This window comes from Micromonospora okii, assembly GCF_020884795.1.
Classification (GTDB): Bacteria; Actinomycetota; Actinomycetes; order Mycobacteriales; family Micromonosporaceae; genus Micromonospora; species Micromonospora okii.
This window is the reverse complement of sequence record NZ_BBZF01000026.1, coordinates 89,011-105,634: the sequence shown is the minus strand read 5'-3', so window position 1 is coordinate 105,634 and position 16,624 is coordinate 89,011. Positions and strand designations below refer to the sequence as shown.

13 protein-coding genes are annotated in these 16,624 nt (G+C 76.8%); 8 read left to right on the top strand and 5 right to left on the bottom strand.

What is annotated here, in order from left to right; all coding sequences use genetic code 11:
• Positions 1-134: 134 nt before the first annotated feature.
• Complete coding sequence (locus tag LPU43_RS25345) at positions 135-803, top strand: BON domain-containing protein (protein ID WP_229403032.1); 669 nt, start codon at positions 135-137, stop codon at positions 801-803.
• 188 nt (positions 804-991) lie between these two features.
• A complete protein-coding gene (locus LPU43_RS25340; protein ID WP_229403084.1) occupies positions 992-2,050 on the top strand; it encodes a glycosyltransferase family 4 protein in 1,059 nt (352 codons plus the stop codon).
• A gap of 24 nt (positions 2,051-2,074) precedes the next feature.
• Here LPU43_RS25340 and LPU43_RS25335 read toward each other — a convergent pair whose 3' ends face one another.
• Positions 2,075-3,562 (bottom strand): serine/threonine-protein kinase, encoded by a 1,488-nt coding sequence (locus tag LPU43_RS25335; RefSeq protein ID WP_229403031.1) that lies wholly within the window; start codon positions 3,560-3,562, stop codon positions 2,075-2,077.
• 156 nt (positions 3,563-3,718) lie between these two features.
• Here LPU43_RS25335 and LPU43_RS25330 point away from each other — a divergent pair, with 156 nt between their 5' ends.
• From LPU43_RS25330 to LPU43_RS25310, 5 genes are all read left to right on the top strand, one after another.
• Positions 3,719-4,552 (top strand): patatin-like phospholipase family protein, encoded by an 834-nt coding sequence (locus LPU43_RS25330; RefSeq protein WP_229403030.1) that lies wholly within the window; start codon positions 3,719-3,721, stop codon positions 4,550-4,552.
• Positions 4,552-5,568, top strand: a complete 1,017-nt coding sequence (locus tag LPU43_RS25325; protein ID WP_229403029.1) for a 1-acyl-sn-glycerol-3-phosphate acyltransferase — start codon at positions 4,552-4,554, stop codon at positions 5,566-5,568. Before LPU43_RS25330 ends, LPU43_RS25325 begins: the two co-directional genes overlap by 1 nt.
• Before the next feature lie 9 nt (positions 5,569-5,577).
• A complete protein-coding gene (cutA, locus tag LPU43_RS25320; RefSeq protein ID WP_229403028.1) occupies positions 5,578-5,898 on the top strand; it encodes a divalent-cation tolerance protein CutA in 321 nt (106 codons plus the stop codon).
• A 47-nt stretch (positions 5,899-5,945) separates the two neighbouring features.
• Positions 5,946-9,740 (top strand): SCO7613 C-terminal domain-containing membrane protein, encoded by a 3,795-nt coding sequence (locus tag LPU43_RS28730; protein WP_373321818.1) that lies wholly within the window; start codon positions 5,946-5,948, stop codon positions 9,738-9,740.
• A 212-nt stretch (positions 9,741-9,952) separates the two neighbouring features.
• Positions 9,953-11,002 (top strand): fatty acid desaturase family protein, encoded by a 1,050-nt coding sequence (locus tag LPU43_RS25310; RefSeq protein WP_229403027.1) that lies wholly within the window; start codon positions 9,953-9,955, stop codon positions 11,000-11,002.
• Between the two features lie 56 nt (positions 11,003-11,058).
• Here LPU43_RS25310 and LPU43_RS25305 read toward each other — a convergent pair whose 3' ends face one another.
• On the bottom strand, positions 11,059-11,829 hold the full coding sequence (locus tag LPU43_RS25305; RefSeq protein ID WP_229403026.1) for a hypothetical protein: 771 nt from the start codon (positions 11,827-11,829) through the stop codon (positions 11,059-11,061).
• Between the two features lie 205 nt (positions 11,830-12,034).
• Between LPU43_RS25305 and LPU43_RS25300 the strand changes: the two genes are divergently transcribed.
• A complete protein-coding gene (locus LPU43_RS25300) occupies positions 12,035-13,180 on the top strand; it encodes an FHA domain-containing protein (protein WP_229403025.1) in 1,146 nt (381 codons plus the stop codon).
• Positions 13,181-13,248: 68 nt separating this feature from the next.
• Here LPU43_RS25300 and rocD read toward each other — a convergent pair whose 3' ends face one another.
• The 3 genes from rocD to LPU43_RS25285 all read right to left on the bottom strand — a co-directional run bounded on the left by rocD (position 13,249) and on the right by LPU43_RS25285 (position 16,578).
• Positions 13,249-14,463 carry an ornithine--oxo-acid transaminase gene (gene rocD / locus LPU43_RS25295; RefSeq protein ID WP_229403024.1) on the bottom strand — a complete coding sequence of 405 codons (1,215 nt, stop codon included), beginning with the start codon at positions 14,461-14,463 and terminating at the stop codon, positions 13,249-13,251.
• Positions 14,460-15,275, bottom strand: coding sequence for a dimethylargininase (gene ddaH, locus LPU43_RS25290; RefSeq protein ID WP_229403083.1), 816 nt, complete (start codon positions 15,273-15,275; stop codon positions 14,460-14,462). The genes rocD and ddaH overlap by 4 nt, the downstream gene beginning before the upstream one ends.
• A 529-nt stretch (positions 15,276-15,804) precedes the next feature.
• Positions 15,805-16,578: a thrombospondin gene (locus tag LPU43_RS25285; protein WP_229403023.1), complete on the bottom strand. Its 774-nt coding sequence runs from the start codon at positions 16,576-16,578 to the stop codon at positions 15,805-15,807.
• Positions 16,579-16,624: the final 46 nt, after the last annotated feature.

Genomic DNA, 16,624 nt, shown 5'->3' with positions numbered 1-16,624 from the left:
CGATCTGCCCGCGCTCCGCCGATCTGCCCGCGCTCCGCCGTCCGCCGGGGCGCTCGCCCGGCCCGGGTGAGCCGCCCTCACCCCCGTGCCGGGCACCCTCGACCACGGCAGCGGCCACCACGGGGAGGGGTGCCATGACAACGGCGACGAGCGCCCGGACCGATCCGGGCATCCAGCGCGACGTGCTCGCCGAGCTGGCCTGGGACCCGCAGGTCCCGTCGACCGTGGTGGGGGTGGGCGTGCTGCACGGCGTGGTCACCCTCACCGGCTGGGTGGACAGCTATGCCCAGCGCTGGGCGGCCGTGCGGTGCGCGCAGCGGGTCCGGGGCGTCCGGGCCGTCGCCGACGACATCGAGGTACGCCCCGCCGACGTCCCCGGGCCGACCGACTCCGACCTGGCCCTCGCCGCCGCGCGGGCGCTGGAGTGGGACAGCTTCGTGCCCGCCGAGCGGCTCGACGTCACCGCCGCCAACGGATGGCTGGTGCTGCGCGGCGAGGTGGAGTTCGGCTGGCAGCGGCGCACCGCCGAGCGGGAGCTGCGGCGGCTGCGCGGCGCGCGCGGGGTGACCAACCTCGTCGAGGTCCGGCCCGCGCGCTCGCCCTCGGGGGAGCGCGCCCGCCGCGAGGTGCAGCGCGCCCTGTCCCGCGTGCTGCGCACCGACCGGGTGGTGGCGCTGGTGCGCGGCGACACCGTCGTGCTCACCGGCACGGTCGGCACCTGGTGGGAAAGGGACGAGGCGGAACGGATCGCCTGGTCCGCCCCCGGCGTACGGGTCGTGGACGACCGGCTCGTGGTGGCGTGAGCGCCCCGGCCCGTGGTGGCGTGAGCGCCGCCCCGCCTCGCGGCGGTTGTTGCGGCGCCTTCGTTTGACCCCGGTCGCGGCCGGGAAAGCGCCGCAGGCCACGCCCACTGGGAGAGCGACGGGGAGGACTCGTGGTCGCGTACCACCCGCCGTCCGGCTCCTCACGGGAGCGCCCGCTGCGGATCGCGATGGTGGTCCCGCCGTGGCTCTCCGTGCCGCCGCCCGGCTACGGCGGCCTGGAGCAGGTGGTCGCCGGGCTGGTCGACGCGCTGGCTGACCGGGGGCACGCCGTGACGCTCTTCGGGGCCGGCCCCCACCACGGCACCCGGGCCGGCTACGTCCCCACCTGCCCGGACCTCCAGTACGAGCGGCTCGGCGAGTCGCTGCCGGAGCTGGCCCACCTGGCCCACGTCGACCGCCTCGTCGGGCCGGACGACTTCGACCTCGTGCACGACCACACCACGATCGGGCCGCTGGTCGCCGGCCGCCGGGCGGTGCCCACCGTGGCCACCGTCCACGGCAACCCGGTCGGCGAGTACGGCACCGTGCTCGACAACACCGACACCGGGGTGGGGCTGGTGGCCATCTCGCACGCCCAGCGCGCCCTGAACCCGGGGCTGCCGTGGGTCGGCACCGTGCACAACGCCCTCGCCACCGGGGACGTCCCGCGCAAGGACCGTCCCGGGCGGGGCCCCGTGCTCTGGCTGGCCCGGTTCAGCCCGGACAAGGGCCCGGACCTGGCGATCCGCGCCTGCCGGGCGGCCGGCCTGCCGCTGCTCCTCGCCGGCAAGTGCAACGAGCCCGCCGAGCACCGGTACTACGCGCAGACGGTCGAGCCGATGCTCGGCGAGGACGTGACGGTGGTGCTGAACGCCGACCGCGACACGGCCCTGCGGCTGTTGGTCGACGCCCGGTGCCTGATCATGCCGCTCCAGTGGGACGAGCCGTTCGGCATGGTGATCCTGGAGGCGATGGCGACCGGCACGCCGGTGGTGGCGCTGCGCCGGGGGGCGGTGCCGGAACTGGTCCGCCCCGACGTGACCGGGCTGCTCTGCGACCGCCCCGAGGAGCTGCCGGGCGCGCTGCGGCGCGCCGACCGGCTGGACCCGGCGGAGTGCGTGGCGCACGTGCGGGAGAACTTCTCCACCGCCGCCATGGCGCGCGGCTACGAGGCGGTCTACCGCGACTACCTGCGCGGGCCCGTGGCCCTCGCCCGCCCCCGCCCGGTCCCCGTCCCGGCCCGCTGAGCTGCCGCCGAAGGCCGACGCGGGTCAGACCCGGGCCGCGGCGAGCTGCTGGAACGCGGCGTCGAGCCGGCCGGCGTACGCGGGGGTGATGCTGCCCTCCCGCCGCCGGTCGGCGACCTTGTCCCGGGCCCGCCGCACCGCCACGGTCAGGTCGCCCCGGCCGCTCGCGGCGGTGACGTGGCCCAGCAGGTTGCGCAGGTCGGTGCCGACGTCGGGCCGGATGCCGCCGTCGGCCACCCCCGCGCCGATGAGCGCGTCGACCCGGTCGGCCGCCTCGGTCAGGTTGCCGCCCGGCGTCGGCGGCGCGGTCGTCCCGGCCGCCGAGGGGGTGGGGCGGGGCGGCGCTGCGGGCGCCCCGCTCGTCGCCGCCGGCGGGCGCGTCGACCGGGTGGGGGCGGGCGTGGGGGCGGGCGTGGCGGCGGGCGTCGACGGCGGCTCGGTGGGCAGGGCCCGGGGTGGCGGCGGGTCGGCGTCGCGGATCACCGTGGGCGCGAGCAGCGCCAGCCCGGCGGCCACCACCACGACACCCCCGGCGACCACGGCCACCGGCCGGCGGGCAGGGGCGCGCCGCCGCCCGGCCGCAGCGGGGGCCGGCTCGGGCGTGGGGCCGGGCTGCGGCGGTACGACGACCGACGGCAGGGTCACCGTCGGGGCGAGCATGGTCGCGGCCTGCGGGTCGGCGGGCAGGAGCTGGTCGCGCAGCGCGAGGGCCACCTGCTGCGCGGTGGGCCGGGCCCGGGGGTCGCGCGACAGGCAGCGCAGGCAGGTTCGGGCCACCCCGGTCGGCAGGTCCGGCACGTCCAGCGGCGGGGGCGGCCCGCCGGTGCCGAGCGCCGCCCCGAGCTGCTCCCAGGTGTCCGCCGGGTACGGCACCCGCCCGGTCAGCGTCTCGTAGAGCAGCACCCCGAGGGAGTAGACGTCGGTGGCGGGCTGCGCCGGTGCCCCGTCGAGCCGCTCCGGCGCGACGTACGCGGGCGTGCCGAAGGTGCCGCCGTCCTCGTCGTCGTCCGGCGCGCCGACGTGGGTGGCGATGCCGAAGTCCAGCACCTTCGCGCCGACCCGGGTCATCATCACGTTGGCCGGGGTGATGTCCCGGTGGACGATGCCGAGCCGGTGCGCCGCCGTGAGCGCCTCGGCCACCTGGGCGGTGACCTCCACCGCCTCCGGCCAGGGCAGCGGGCCCCCGCTCAGCCGGTACTCCAGCTCCTCCCCGTCGAGCAGCTCCATCACCACGAACGAGGTGATGCTGCCGTCCGGTGCGAGCGCCTCGCCGTAGTCGTGCACCGAGGTCACGTGCGGGTGGACGAGTTGGGCGGCGGAACGCGCCTCCTCGCGCACCAGGTCCCGAAACCGGGCGTCCGCCGCCAGCGACGGCGCGAGCACCTTCAGCGCGACGACCCGGTCGAGCACCTCGTCGCGGGCCCGCCAGATGACCGACATCCCCCCGGCGCCGATCTGGTCGATGAGCCGGTACCTGCGGGCGAGCAGCCTGCCGGCGTGCAGCGTTGCCATCACGGATCGCACCTGCCTGGTGGGTCGGGGCCGTATAGGGTTGCGCGAATGTGTCGGGCGTGTCAACGCCCCGTCCGGCCCCGCCCACGCGCTGTTTCGGCGGCCCCGGCTCGGCCGGCAGCCGGCCGGCGTGACGGCGCGTGCCAGGATGGACGGATGGTCAGCGGTCCGGTGGCGTTCGTGCTCGGCGGTGGGGGAGTCCTCGGGGCGGTCGAGGTGGGCATGCTGCGCGCCCTGTTCCGCGTGGGCCTCCGGCCCGACCTGGTGCTCGGCACCTCGATCGGCGCGGTCAACGGCGCGCTGGTCGCCGCCGACCCGTCCGAGGCGGTGACCGACCGGCTGGTCCGGCTCTGGGCCTCCCCCGAGGCCAGCGAGGTGTACGGCGACTCGGTGGCCCGGCAGTTGCGCCGCTTCGCCGCCCGCACCCACCTGCACTCGCCCCGGCCGCTGCGCCGGCTGCTGGAGGCCGAGCTGGGGGAGGGGACCACCTTCGCCGACCTGAAGGTGCCGTTCCGCTGCTGCGCGGCGAACATCGAGCGGGCCGCCGAGCACTGGTTCGACAGCGGCCCGCTGGTGCCGGCCGTGCTCGCGTCCGCCTCGGTGCCGGGGCTGCTGCCACCCACCGAGATCGACGGGCAGCACTACATCGACGGGGGGATCGTCAACTCCATCCCCATCGGGGAGGCCGTCGCCGCCGGGGCGCGGCGGGTCTTCGTGCTCCAGGTCGGGCGGATCGAGCGGGAGCTGACGCCGCCCCGCCGGCCCTGGGAGATCGCCCAGGTCGCGTTCGAGATCGCCCGCCGGCACCGCTTCGCCCGGGAGATGGCGGCGCTGCCCGAGGGCGTGGAGGTGCACGTGCTGCCGACCGGCGGGCCGGGCCCGCGCGAGGACAGCCCGTGGGCGTACCGGGACATGGCCGCCGTGGGGCGGCGGATCAGCCGCGCGTACACCGCCTCCCGCCGCTACCTCGCCACCCACCTGGAGCCCTGATGCCGCTGCCACCGCGATGGGTCCGCCGGCTGCTGCTGGCGCCCGGCGTGGTGCTGCTCGCGGTGACCCTGGTGACCACCCTGCCGATCTGGGCGTTCGCCGGGCTGGCGCTGTCCCCGCTGGTCCCGGGGCGGCTCCGCCCGCTGCGGCTGCTCTGGATCGGCTGCGTCTACCTGGTCTGGGACGCGGCGGCCCTGCTCGCCCTCTTCGCGCTCTGGGTGGCCTCGGGCTTCGGGGTGTGGAAGGGGCGGCCGGCCTTCCAGCGGGCGCACTACGTGCTCGCCGGGCGCTTCCTGCGGGTGCTGTTCTGGCACGCCCGCTGGGCGCTGCGGCTGAACATCGACGTGGTCGGCACCGACCCCGACACGGCGCTGCCGGGCCGCCCGGAGCTGGTGCTCTGCCGGCACGCCGGTCCCGGCGACTCGTTCATCCTCATCCACGCGCTGGTCAACTGGTTCCACCGGGAGCCCCGGATCGTGCTGAAGGACAGCCTCCAGTGGGACCCGGCGATCGATGTGCTGCTCAACCGGCTGCCGAACCGGTTCCTGGCCCCGGCCGGGGACCGGAACGGCTCGGTCACCGAGCAGATCGGCCACCTCGCCACCGGCCTGGACGACAACGACGCCTTCGTGATCTTCCCGGAGGGCGGCAACTTCACCCCGCACCGCCGGTTGCGGGCCATCGACCGGCTGCGCGGGCTCGGGCTGGAGCGGATGGCGCTGCGGGCGGAACGGATGCGGCACGTCCTCGCCCCGCAGCCCGGCGGGCTGCTCGCCGCCCTGGACGCCGCCCCGGACGCCGGGGTGATCTTCGTGGCGCACACCGGGCTGGACCGGATGCTCACCGTCGCCGACGTCTGGCGGGAGCTGCCGATGGACAAGCGGATCGTGATGCGGTTCTGGTCCGTGCCGCCGGAGGAGATCCCCGCCGGCCGGCAGGAGCGCATCGACTGGCTCTTCGACTGGTGGGCGCGGATCGACGAGTGGATCGCGGCGAATCGGGACACGGCCGCGTAGATTGCGCTGGTGGAGCAGATCAGCGTGGTGACGACGGTGGTGGACAGCCGTTCGGTCGCGGACCTCCTCGCAGCCGCCGCCGTGGCCGGCCGCCTGGCGGCCTGCGCGCAGGTGGGCGGCCAGGTGGACAGCACCTACTGGTGGCGGTCCGCGGTGGAGACGAGCACCGAGTGGTCGATGCTGTTCAAGACCGCGCCGGACCGGGTGGCGGCACTGGTCGAACACATCCGGCTCAGTCATCCGTACGAGGTGCCGGAGATCCTGGTGACCCGGGTGGAGAGCGGCAACCCCGACTACGCGGCCTGGGTGCACGAGCAGACCCGACCCTGAGTACGCGCACTCTGGGCGGTGCCGATCACGGCTACCACGATGACCGGGTGGACTCCAGCGGCTACCCCTGCCCACGGTGCGGCGCGCCCGCCGACCTGAGCGCCAGCTGCCGACGCTGCGGCCGGGTGCCCGACCCGATCGCAGCCGAGGTGATCCGGCTCGACCGGGAGATCGTCGCGCTCACCGGGCGGGCGGAGCAGGCCCGCCGGGCGTACCTCGAACTGACCGGCGCGGTCCGGTCCGCGCAGGTGCGGCGGTCGGAGCTGGCGGCCCGGGTACGGGCGGCGACCCCGCTCGCCGCCCCGCGCCCGGCAGCCCCGACCCCGGGCGTCCCGGCGTCCCCGACCCGGGGTGTTCCGACGTCCGTGAATCCGGCCCTGGCCTCTGCCCTCCCGGCCCCGGCACCGGCCTCGCCGGCCGGGCGGCCGGTGCCGGTCGCCGCTGCGACCGTCGGCGGGGCGGAGACCTCCACCCGGACCGTGCAGGGGCTGCTCTTCGTGCTCGGCGGCCTGCTGCTCGGCACGGCGGCGGTGGTCTTCACGGCGGTGGCCTGGGCCGCGGTGGGGGTCGTCGGCCGGGCGCTGATCCTGCTGGCCGTCACCGCGCTGGTCCTGGCCGTCCCGCCGCTGGTGGCGCGGCGCGGGCTGCGCGGCACGGCGGAGACGTTCGCCGCGGTGGGGCTGCTGCTGGTGGTGCTCGACGGGTACGCCGCCTGGTCGGTGGACCTGTTCGGCGTGGCCGGCTGGCCGGGGGCCCGCTACGCCGCGCTGGTCGGGGGGGCCAGCGCGGCGCTGGCGGCCGGCTACGCCCGGCTGACCCGGCTGACGGTGCCGTGGTTCGCGGCGCTGCTCGTCGCGCAGCCGGTGCTGCCGCTGCTGGCGGCCCCGACGCACCCGTCGGCGGCCGGCTGGGCGGTGGTCCTCGTCGGGGCGGCGCTGCTGGACCTGGCCGTCGTCGCCGCCCTGCGCGGTCGCGCCCCGGCCCGGGAACAGGCACTAGCCGCGCCGGCCACGCCGTCGCACCCGCCGGCCACGCCGTCGCACCCGCCGGCCACGCCTCCGCCCCTTCCGTCGGGCGGGGCGGGGGCCGCCGGGGGGTCGGCCCTCGTCGCCGGCCGGGTGCTGGCCTGGACCGGGCACGGTGCCGCGCTGCTCGGCGCGGCGGGGTGTGCCCTGGTGCCGCTCGCCCTGGGCCGGGCGGCGGGCTCCGCGCTGCTGGCCGGCGCGCCGCTGCTGCTGGTGGCCCTGGCGCTGCTCGGCGCGGCGCTGGTCGCGGGCGGTCGGGCGTTCCGGGCGGTCGCGGCCGGGGCGCTGGTGCCGGTGCTCGGCCTCGCGCTGTTCCGGCCGGTGGCGGAGCTGCGCGCGGGGTTGGTGACGGTGGCGACGGCGCTGATCGCCGTGGCGCTGGCCGGGGCGGTCCGGGCGCTGCCCCGCCGGGTCGGTGTCGGGCCGCGCGTCGGGGCCCTGGTCGTGGCCGCCGGGGCCGCGCTGCTCGCCGGTCTGCTCGCCGTGCTGCTCGGCGCGGTCGCGGTGGGGCGGGCGTTGCCGCCCTGGCGGGGTGTCGCCGTGGGCCCGGACCTGCCGTGGGGGTGGCAGGTCCCGGCCGCCGTCGCGCTGGCGGCCGTGGCGCTCGTGGCGCTGCTGCCCCGGGTGGTCCGGCCGGTGGCCGGCACGGTCGCGGCCGGGTTCGCCACCCTCGCCCTCGGCGGCGTCGGGCCGGTGCCCTGGCCGGCGGTGCCGGCCGCCGACGTGGTCGTCGGCGCGGGGCTGCTGCTGTTCGCCGTCGCCCAGGCCCGCCCCTGGTGGCAGGCGCTGGCGTCGGCGGTCGCCGGTGGGGCGCTGGTCGGGCACGCGCTCCTGGTCGGCCTGGCCACCCCGGCCGGTGAGGCCGCCCTGCTCGGCGCGGTCCTGGTGATCGGGCTGGTGGTGGCGGCCCGGGGCCGGCGGGCCACCGGCGTGCGGCGGGGCGTCGCCGGGGTCGCCCTGGCCGCCGGGCTGCTGGCCGCCCCGGCCGGGGTCGCCGTCGCGTTCTTCGCGGCCGGGGCGGCACCCTGGTGGCAGGCGCGGGCCGCGCTGGCCGCCGTGGGGCTGCCGCTGGTCGCGCTGCTCGCCGTCCGCCGCCGGTGGCCGGCCCTCACCGGGTACGCCTCGGTCGCCCTCGCCGTCGCGTCCGCGCTGGCCGGGCTGGCGCCGCTGGTCGTACCGGCCGACGAGCCGGTGGCGCTCTACGCCGCGCTGGCGGTGCTGCCGACCGTGCTCGCCGGCCCGGGGCTCCGCCCGACGGGTGCGCCCCGAGTCGCCGGCCTCGGGCTGCTCGCCGTGGCGCTGCTGGCCGCCGCCCCGGCGGTCGTGACGGTTCTGCTCGCCCCGTACGGCGAGGTGGCGCCGTTCTGGTCCGGCGCGCCCACGGGTGGGCCGGTCCGGGGAGCCGCCCCGGCCGGCGCGGCCCTGCTCCTGCTGGCCGTGGCCGCCGCGCTGGCCGGCCGGACGCCCGGTGCGGGAACGCGTGGTGCGGCGACGGCCGGCGCGGCAGTGCCCTGGGCGGGGGTGCCCGGTGGGCAGCGGCCCGGGGCGTCCCGGGGCGGCGCGGCGCTGTCCGGCCTGCTGCCGGCGCTGCCGTTCGCCGCCGTGGCGGTGCCGGTGCTGCTCGCCGCGGCCGGCGCGCCGTGGCCGGTGGTGCCGGGGGCGCTCCTGCTCGTCGGGCTGGTCGCTCTGCTCGCCGCCGGCCTGGCCGGTCCCCGGTCGCCGTCGCTCGTGGCGGTCACCGCGCCGGTGGGGCTGGTGGCCACCGCGTCCGGCCTGGCCGGGCTGCTCGCTACCCGCGCCGCGACCCTCGCCGCCCTCGGCGCGCTGGTGGTGGTCGCGGTGGTGGTCGCGGTCGCCGGTCGGCCGGGGGCGGTCCGGCCGCCCGCCGCCCTGGTGGCGGTCGCGTCGGCGACCGGCTTCGCGATCACCGCGACGCTGGCGGCGGGGCTGCCGCTGCGCTCGGCCTCCCTCACCGTGCTGGCGGTCGCCGTGCTGACGCTGGCCGCCGCCGCCCTGCCCGACGGCCGGCCGCCGGCCGAGGCGGCGGCCGCGTCATCGCCAGCTTTCGGCCTGCCCGGGGCGTCCGGCCACGGCAACCGCGCGACACCCGGTTCGCGGGCGTCGGGCATCGCCCTGCCGCCGGTCGACGGGCCGAGCCGGGCGCCGGTGCTGGACGCCGCCGCCCAGGCCGTCGCCGTGCTCGCGGTGCTGCTGGCCGCCGGGTCGCCCCGGCGTGCCGCCGCCGCCTGCGCGCTCTGGGGGGCCGCCGTGGGGCTGCGGCTGCTGCGTCGGGGCGAGCCGGTGGGCCGCCGGTGGGCGTTCGCGGGCATCGCCGGGGGCAGCGAGCTGCTCGGCACCTGGCTGCTGCTGGGCGCGGGTGGGGTGGTGCTGCTGGAGGCGTACACCCTGCCGGCGGCGGGGCTCGCCCTGGCGGCCGGGGCGGTGGCCCTGCGCACCCGGCCGGGCCTGAACAGTTGGTTGGCGCTCGGGCCGGGGCTGGCCGCCGCGCTGCTGCCCGGCCTGGCGTCGGTGCTGTTCGCGCCCGACCCGCAGCCCTGGCGGCGGCTCCTTCTCGGGGCCGGCGCGCTGGTCGTGGTGCTGGCCGGGGCGGCCCGCCGATGGCAGGCCCCGGTGCTGCTCGGCGGGGTCACCCTGGCCCTGCTGGCGCTGCACGAGCTGGCCCGGAGCTGGGACCTGCTGCCCCGCTGGATCTTCCTGGCCGTCGGCGGTCTGGCCCTGATCGGGCTGGCCGCGACCTACGAGCGTCGCCGTCGCGACCTGGTCCGGCTCCGGGCGGCGGTTGGCCGGATGGGGTGAACCCGCCGGGGCGCCGTGCGGGCAGGCGCGGGTGGGCGGGACCATACGGGATGAAGGAGGCGGGTCCGGCGGGAGCCCCGGGCGGGCCGGGGTAGGGCGCGCCCTACCCAGGAGACGGGGGGCTGCGGGTTACCCTCCGCAACCGTTTGCCCGCAGAATTGACGGTAGGGCACGCGTTCGGCGTGACCCGGTGCGGAGACGCGGGAGTCCAGATGGTGCGTGCAGCGACAGTGGACCGGCCGGTGAGGCGGGGCAGCGACTACGCGGAGTTGTCCCGGCGGATCAGCCGGGCGGGCCTGCTGGAGCGTCGGCCTGGCGGGTACGTGGCCCGGATCGCGCTGACCGTGGCCGCCTTCGTCGCCGGCTGGGTGGCGGTGCTGCTGGTCGGCGACTCGTGGTGGCAGCTCGCGGTGGCGGTCGTGCTGGCGGTGGCCACCACCCAGGTGGCGTTCCTCGGGCACGACGCCGGGCACCGGCAGATGTTCCGCCGCCGGGGCCCCAGCGAGGTGGCCGGGCTGCTCGCGGGAAACCTGGCGGTCGGGCTCAGCTACGGCTGGTGGGTCGACAAGCACAACCGCCACCACGCCAACCCCAACCACGAGGGCGAGGACCCGGACGTCGGGGCCGGGGCGCTGGTCTGGACGTACGAGCAGGCCGACGCGACCCGGGGGTTCGGCCGGCGGCTGGCCCGCCGGCAAGCGTGGCTGTTCTTCCCGATGCTGCTCCTGGAGGGGCTCGCCCTGCACGTGGCGAGCGTGCGGGCGCTGGTCGCCCGGGGCCCGGACGGCCGGCACGCGACGCCGATGCGGCACCGGGCGGTCGAGGGGCTGCTGCTCGCGGCGCACGCCGTCGGCTACCTCGGCCTGCTGTTCGCGGCGATGTCGCCGGGGAAGGCGCTCGCCTTCATCGCCGTCCACCAGGGCCTGTGGGGGCTCTACATGGGATGCGCGTTCGCCCCGAACCACAAGGGCATGCCGATGCCGACGGCCGACGACGACCTCGACTTCCTGCGTAAGCAGGTGCTCACCGCACGCAACGTGCGGGGCGGCCGGTTCGTCGACGTCGCGCTCGGCGGGCTGAACTACCAGATCGAGCACCACCTGTTCCCGAACATGCCCCGGGGCAACCTGCGCCGGGCCCGGCCCCTGGTGCGGGCGTACTGCGCCGAGCTGGACCTGCCGTACGCGGAGACGGGGCTGGTCGAGTCGTACCGGCAGGCGCTCGCCCACCTGCACGAGGTGGGGCGCCCGCTGCGGGGCTGAGCCCGCAGACGCGTCGGGGCGGCACCGACCGGTGCCGCCCCGACGTCGCGCGCAGGTCAGCCGCCGAACGACTTGACCAGCGACTCCGGTGCCTCCTTGGTCTCGCTGGCCGCCGGCTTCTCCGGCGACACGGTGGCCCCGAAGTCGGAGTACGTGGTGGTCATCGTGCCCAGCGACGGGTGCAGCACGCTGGTGTCGACGACCAGCTCGACGAGCCGCCCCTCGGTGTCGGTCTTCGCGGTGAACGGCACGGCCTTCGCCTTCGCGCCGAGCGCCTTGATGTCCTTGTCGTTCGGGTTGGCCTTGGTGTAGTCGAGCGTGCCGGAGAACGCCCGCTCGCCGGTCTTCTGCACCTCGACGACGCCCTCGATCATCTTCTTCGCGCCGCCCGGGTCGCCGTCGGGCATCAGGTTCATCTGGCCGTTCGCGCCGAGCTTGGTGGCGTCCATGTGCAGCCACTTGTCGGAGATGCCGCTGACCTTGAGCCAGGCGTCGTCGCCGATGGTGACCACCCGCACCTTGCCGCCCTGCGCGCCCAGGTCCAGCGTCATGTCGGCGTTCTTCGTCTTCGGGTCCATGAGGCCGCTGCCGTTGATGACGGAGGACTTCATGTCGACCCGGACGCTGTTCTCGTTGAGCTTCAGCGCAGCGGCGGTCAGCTCGGCGCGCGGATCGGCCGGGGCGCTGGTGGCGGCCGCCGCGCTCGCGCCGGCGCTGCCGTTGGCGGCTGGGGCGTCCGCGTCGTCCTTGCTGCCGCAGCCGGTGAGGCCGAGCGCGAGCGCGGCGACGAGCGCGACCCCCGTGGTCGCCAGCCGTCGAGTGTTCATGGTGGATGACTCCTCGTGAAGGTTGGGCCGGGCGGCGATGGTGCGGCCGGCCCGGCCGGGCCGCGGGCCAGCGTATCGGCAGCGGGCCAGCAGCCGCCCGGAGCACCGCCGGCCGGGGACGTACGCCCTGGTGGGCGGTGGTGGGAGAGTCGCCCCGAAGCCCCTGCCGGTAGGGTCGAGCCATGGACGTCCTCCGGAGTGCCCGATGAGATTCGAGATCAGCAAGGTGCTCGACGCCATTGAGGGGCGGGTGTGCACCGACCCGTCGCTGGCGCGGGCCGTACTCGACCTGGCCGAGGTGATCCGCTACCAGGACCTGGACAGCGGCCGGCCGGCGAACCTGCTCCGGCTCGGCATGGTGATCGACGCGCTCGCCCGCGACCTGGAGGAGGACAGCGTCCCGGTCTACGCGATCGTGCACCGGGCCCTGCTCTCCGACGCCGACCTCACCTCTAACGAGCGGATGGTGGTCCGGCGCTGGGCCGACGACGGCCTGGTGGAGGTGCTCGACAACCCGGGCGACCGGATGCTGGAGGTCGCCGACCTGCTCGGGCTGCCGGTGCTCAGCCGCGCCCGCTTCGACGGGCTGCGCGGCCGGTTCCCGTGGGTGGTCGAGCAGCCGGGCCGCGTGCTCGCCCCGGTGCCCGGTGCGGGCGGCCCGGTCTTCATCGCCCACGTCGGCGGCGGGAACGTGCCGGTCGCCGGTGCCCGCTCGGCCACCGGCGCGAAGCTGCTCGCCCGGCAGTGGCGTTGCCCCGAGCCGGGCTGCGCCTTGTTCGGCGGCGGCGGGGGCGGCGCGTTCGCCGACCTGCGGGCGGAGCGGTCCCCGGCCGGGCAGCCCCCGCCCGCCCTGCGCCACGGCGCGCCGACCTGCCCCCGGCACGGCGCGCGCCTGAGCGACGCCGGGCCCCGACCGCGTACGGAGGTGCTGGCGGTGCGCGTCGGCGGGCTGATCCGTCGCCGGTTCGTGCTCACCGAGGGGCAGGCGGTGCTGGTCGGCCGCGCGCCGGACCAGCAGGGCGGCATCGTGCTCGGCCAGTGGCTCAACGACGAGGCGCGGCGCTGGATCAGCCGCAGCCACGTCCGGTTCGAGCTGCGCGTCGGCGAGGTGATCGTCACCGACGTCAGCACCAACGGCTCGGGCATCCGGCCGGGCGGCTCGATGGCCGAGCCGGACCGCGTCCCGCTGGCCCCGCAGCAGTCCCGGGTGCTCTCCACCAACGACATGGTCGAGCTGTACCCGGGGGTGCAGATCGGCCGCGCCGACGAGCTGCCGGCGGGCGCCCCGTTCACCCCCACCTCGGTGATGGCCGAGGCCCCCACGATGGCGATGCGCCTGCCCAAGCCCTGAGGCGGGCGGCGAAGCGACGGCGGGCGCCGGGACCGTGGTCCCGACGCCCGCCGACTTCGTGCGGGGGTTCAGCCGGCCAGCACGGCGGCGAGCTGGGCCACCGCGTGGTCGATCTCCTCGGCGGTGATCACCAGCGGCGGGGCCAGCCGGATCGTGGAGCCGTGGGTGTCCTTGGCCAGGACGCCCCGCTCCATCAGCCGCTCGCACGCCTGCCGGCCGGTCATCAGCGCGGGGTCGATGTCCAGGCCGGCCCAGAGCCCCCGGCCCCGGACGGCGACGAGGCCCTTGCCGACGAGCGCGCGGAGGCCGGCGTGCAGCCGCTCGCCCAGCTCGGCCGAGCGGCGCTGGAACTCGCCGGTGGCCAGCAGCCGGACCACCTCGGTGGCGACCGCGCAGGCCAGCGGGTTGCCGCCGAAGGTCGAGCCGTGCTGCCCGGGCTTGAGCACGCCGAGCACGTCGGCGTTCGCGGCGACCGCCGAGACGGGCACGATGCCGCCGCCGAGGGCCTTGCCGAGCAGGTACATGTCGGGCACGACGCCCTCCTGCTCGCAGGCGAACGTGGTGCCGGTGCGGCCCAGCCCGGACTGGATCTCGTCGGCGACGAAGAGGACGTTGCGCTCGGTGCAGAGCCGGCGCACGCCCGGCAGGTAGCCCTCCGGCGGCACCACGACGCCCTGCTCGCCCTGGATCGGCTCCAGCAGCACGGCCACGGTGTCGTCGTCGATCGCGGCGGCGAGCGCGTCCAGGTCGCCGTACGGCACGACCGTGAAGCCCGGGGTGTACGGCCCGAAGTCCGCCCGCGCGTCCTCGTCGGTGGAGAAGCTCACGATTGTGGTCGTACGGCCGTGGAAGTTGCCCTCGGCCACCACGATGTTCGCCCGCCCGGCCGGCACCCCCTTGACCTGGTAGCCCCACTTGCGGGCGACCTTGATGCCGGCCTCCACCGCCTCGGCGCCGGTGTTCATCGGCAGGACCAGGTCCTTGCCGCACAGCTCGGCCAGCTCGCGGCAGAAGTCGGCGAACCGGTCGTGCACGAACGCCCGGCTGGTGAGGGTCAGCCTGTCGAGCTGCGCGTGCGCGGCGGCGACGAGCTGGGGGTGCCGGTGGCCGAAGTTGAGCGCCGAGTAGCCGGCGAGGCAGTCCAGGTAGCGCCGGCCGTCCACGTCGGTGAGCCAGGCGCCCTCGGCTGCGGTGATCACCACCGGCAGGGGGTGGTAGTTGTGCGCGGTGAATTGTTCCGCGTCCCGGACGGCGTCCGGCGTCCGCACCATGTCCTCGATCACTTGCTCGCCCTTCCCTGACGGAGTCGCAACGTGCAGCACTTCGGCCCGCCGCTGGCCTTGCGCAGCTCGGACAGGTCGACGCCGATGGTCTCGTAGCCCCGGTCGCGCAGCTTCGCGGCGAGGTCGGTGGCCTGCGCGGGCAGCACGACGTGCCGGCCGTCGCTGACGGCGTTGAGCCCCAGCACCCCGGCGTCGGCCTCGGTGGCGTGGACCGCGTCGGGGAAGAGCCGGCGCAGCACGGCCCGGCTGCCGGGGGAGAACGCCTCCGGCAGGTACGCCACGGTGTGCTCGTCCAGCACCGTGAGCGCGGTGTCCAGGTGGTAGAAGCGGGGGTCGACGAGCTGCATGGTGACGACCGGGTAGCCGAAGACCTCCTGGAGCTCGGCGTGCGCCGGGTGAGCCGTGCGGAAACCGGTGCCGGCCAGCAGCACGTCGCCGGCCAGCAGGACGTCGCCCTCGCCCTCGTTGACGTGCTTCGGGTCGTGCACCTCGAAGCCGGCGGCCTCGAACCAGGACCGGTACGCCGGGGCCTCGTCGGCGCGCTGCGGGTCGCGGAACTGCACGGCCATCGCCCGCCCGTCGATCACGGTGCCGCCGTTGGCGGCGAAGACCATGTCGGGCAGGCCGGGCACGGGGCTGATCTCCTCGACGGTGTGGCCCAGTTCGCGGTAGACGCCGCGCAGCCGCTCCCACTGGCGGATCGCCAGATCGGCGTCGACGGGGGCGGTCGGGTCCATCCACGGGTTGATCGCGTAGTCGACGGCGAAGTACGTCGGCCGGCACATGAGGAAGCGCTGGCGGGTGGCGTCCATCGTCATGAGTGCTGCTCCCGGGGTCGGGCGCGCCCGGCCACCTTCGGCCCGCGGGCTGGCGCCTGGCCTCAACGGTATGCGGCCGACACCGACGACATCCACTGGTGGAACTTGCGTGGACCGACCGATCGTTGCGTATGGCGGGACTGCGGTGGCGAATCGTTGCGCATCGACGGAGGGAGACGCGCCCGCCCTCGGATGTCGCCCCGGACGCACGTCGGGGGCGGCGAAATCGCCGCCCCCGAAAAGAGGATGCGCCCGCTGGTGAACCACCAGTGCTGCTCGGGCCGTGCCGACCGGCGAACCGCCGGTGCCGATCAAGTGCCCGCCGGGGGACGTCCACAAACTGTGAGGCGGGCCATTTCCGTCGTCGTCGCCCTTGTCGGCGTCCCCCAATCATCTCATGACCACCGTCCGTCATCACCTCCGGTAGTGTCTTCGGGTCGATCCGGTGACGACTACGGTGCGGCGGGCGGGGCCGCCCGGCCGGGAGGCCGGGCGGCCCCGCCCGGCGACGACGGAGCGCCGGTCAGAACCGGTCGACAAGCTGCGAGTCGAGCCACTCCCGCAGCCGCTGCACCCAGTCGCCGTCGGTGGTGGGCCAGTCGAACTGGCCGGTCATCGCCAGCACCCCGAGGACCACGGCGACGACGCCGAAGCCCATGCCGAGCAGGGCGTCGGTCTTGCCGGCGATGTGCCGCCGTCGCGTGGCGACCAGCCCGAACGCGGCCAGCACCGCGCCGAGCGCGCCGACCGCGATGCCGTACCCGGCGAGGGTGCCGGTGAGCACGGCGAGCGCCCCGGCGACGGCGACCACCAGGCCGAGGGTGGCGAGCAGGCTGGCGCGCGGCTTCGGCCCGACCGGCACGGGCTCCGGCTCCCGCCGTGTCTCACCGTCGGCACGGTCCACGGGCACCGGCCGCACACCGGCCCGGCCCGCGTCGGCCGGCTCGACGGCGGCCCGGTCCCGGCCCGCGACCGAACCGGGGGCACGGTCGGCCGGCAGCGGCCGGTCGGCGGTCGGATCGTGGCCCGCAGCCCGGCCGGGGGCGCGGTCGGCCGGGAGCGGCCGGTCGGCGGTCCGGTCCGGGTCGAGGTCGAGGGTCGGCTCGCCGCCGGTGGTGTTGCCCCGGTACGTCGTGCGCCCCTCGCCCCGGCCGGCGACCACGGGCGTCGGTGCCGGGCGGCTGCGGGTGTCGGTCGCGACGGCCCCGTCGCGCGCGTCGACCCGGCCGTCGCCGTTGCTGTCGTACGTCGTCGTGGCCGGCTCGCTCCGGCGCGACGACAGCGAAGGAATCTTCACCTCATCACCTCCTGAAGGGACGCGTGGAGGCCCTGGTGAAGCGCCA

Excerpts from the sequence above, each read along its gene's own strand:
- LPU43_RS25310 (WP_229403027.1), top strand. The coding sequence starts at position 9,953 with ATGGTGCGTGCAGCGACAGTGGACCGGCCGGTGAGGCGGGGCAGCGAC.
- LPU43_RS25325 (WP_229403029.1), top strand. The coding sequence starts at position 4,552 with ATGCCGCTGCCACCGCGATGGGTCCGCCGGCTGCTGCTGGCGCCCGGC.
- LPU43_RS25330 (WP_229403030.1), top strand. The coding sequence starts at position 3,719 with ATGGTCAGCGGTCCGGTGGCGTTCGTGCTCGGCGGTGGGGGAGTCCTC.
- LPU43_RS25345 (WP_229403032.1), top strand. The coding sequence starts at position 135 with ATGACAACGGCGACGAGCGCCCGGACCGATCCGGGCATCCAGCGCGAC.
- LPU43_RS25335 (WP_229403031.1), bottom strand. The coding sequence starts at position 3,562 with ATGGCAACGCTGCACGCCGGCAGGCTGCTCGCCCGCAGGTACCGGCTC.
- LPU43_RS25300 (WP_229403025.1), top strand. The coding sequence starts at position 12,035 with ATGAGATTCGAGATCAGCAAGGTGCTCGACGCCATTGAGGGGCGGGTG.
- LPU43_RS25340 (WP_229403084.1), top strand. The coding sequence starts at position 992 with ATGGTGGTCCCGCCGTGGCTCTCCGTGCCGCCGCCCGGCTACGGCGGC.
- ddaH (WP_229403083.1), bottom strand. The coding sequence starts at position 15,275 with ATGGACGCCACCCGCCAGCGCTTCCTCATGTGCCGGCCGACGTACTTC.
- LPU43_RS25305 (WP_229403026.1), bottom strand. The coding sequence starts at position 11,829 with ATGAACACTCGACGGCTGGCGACCACGGGGGTCGCGCTCGTCGCCGCG.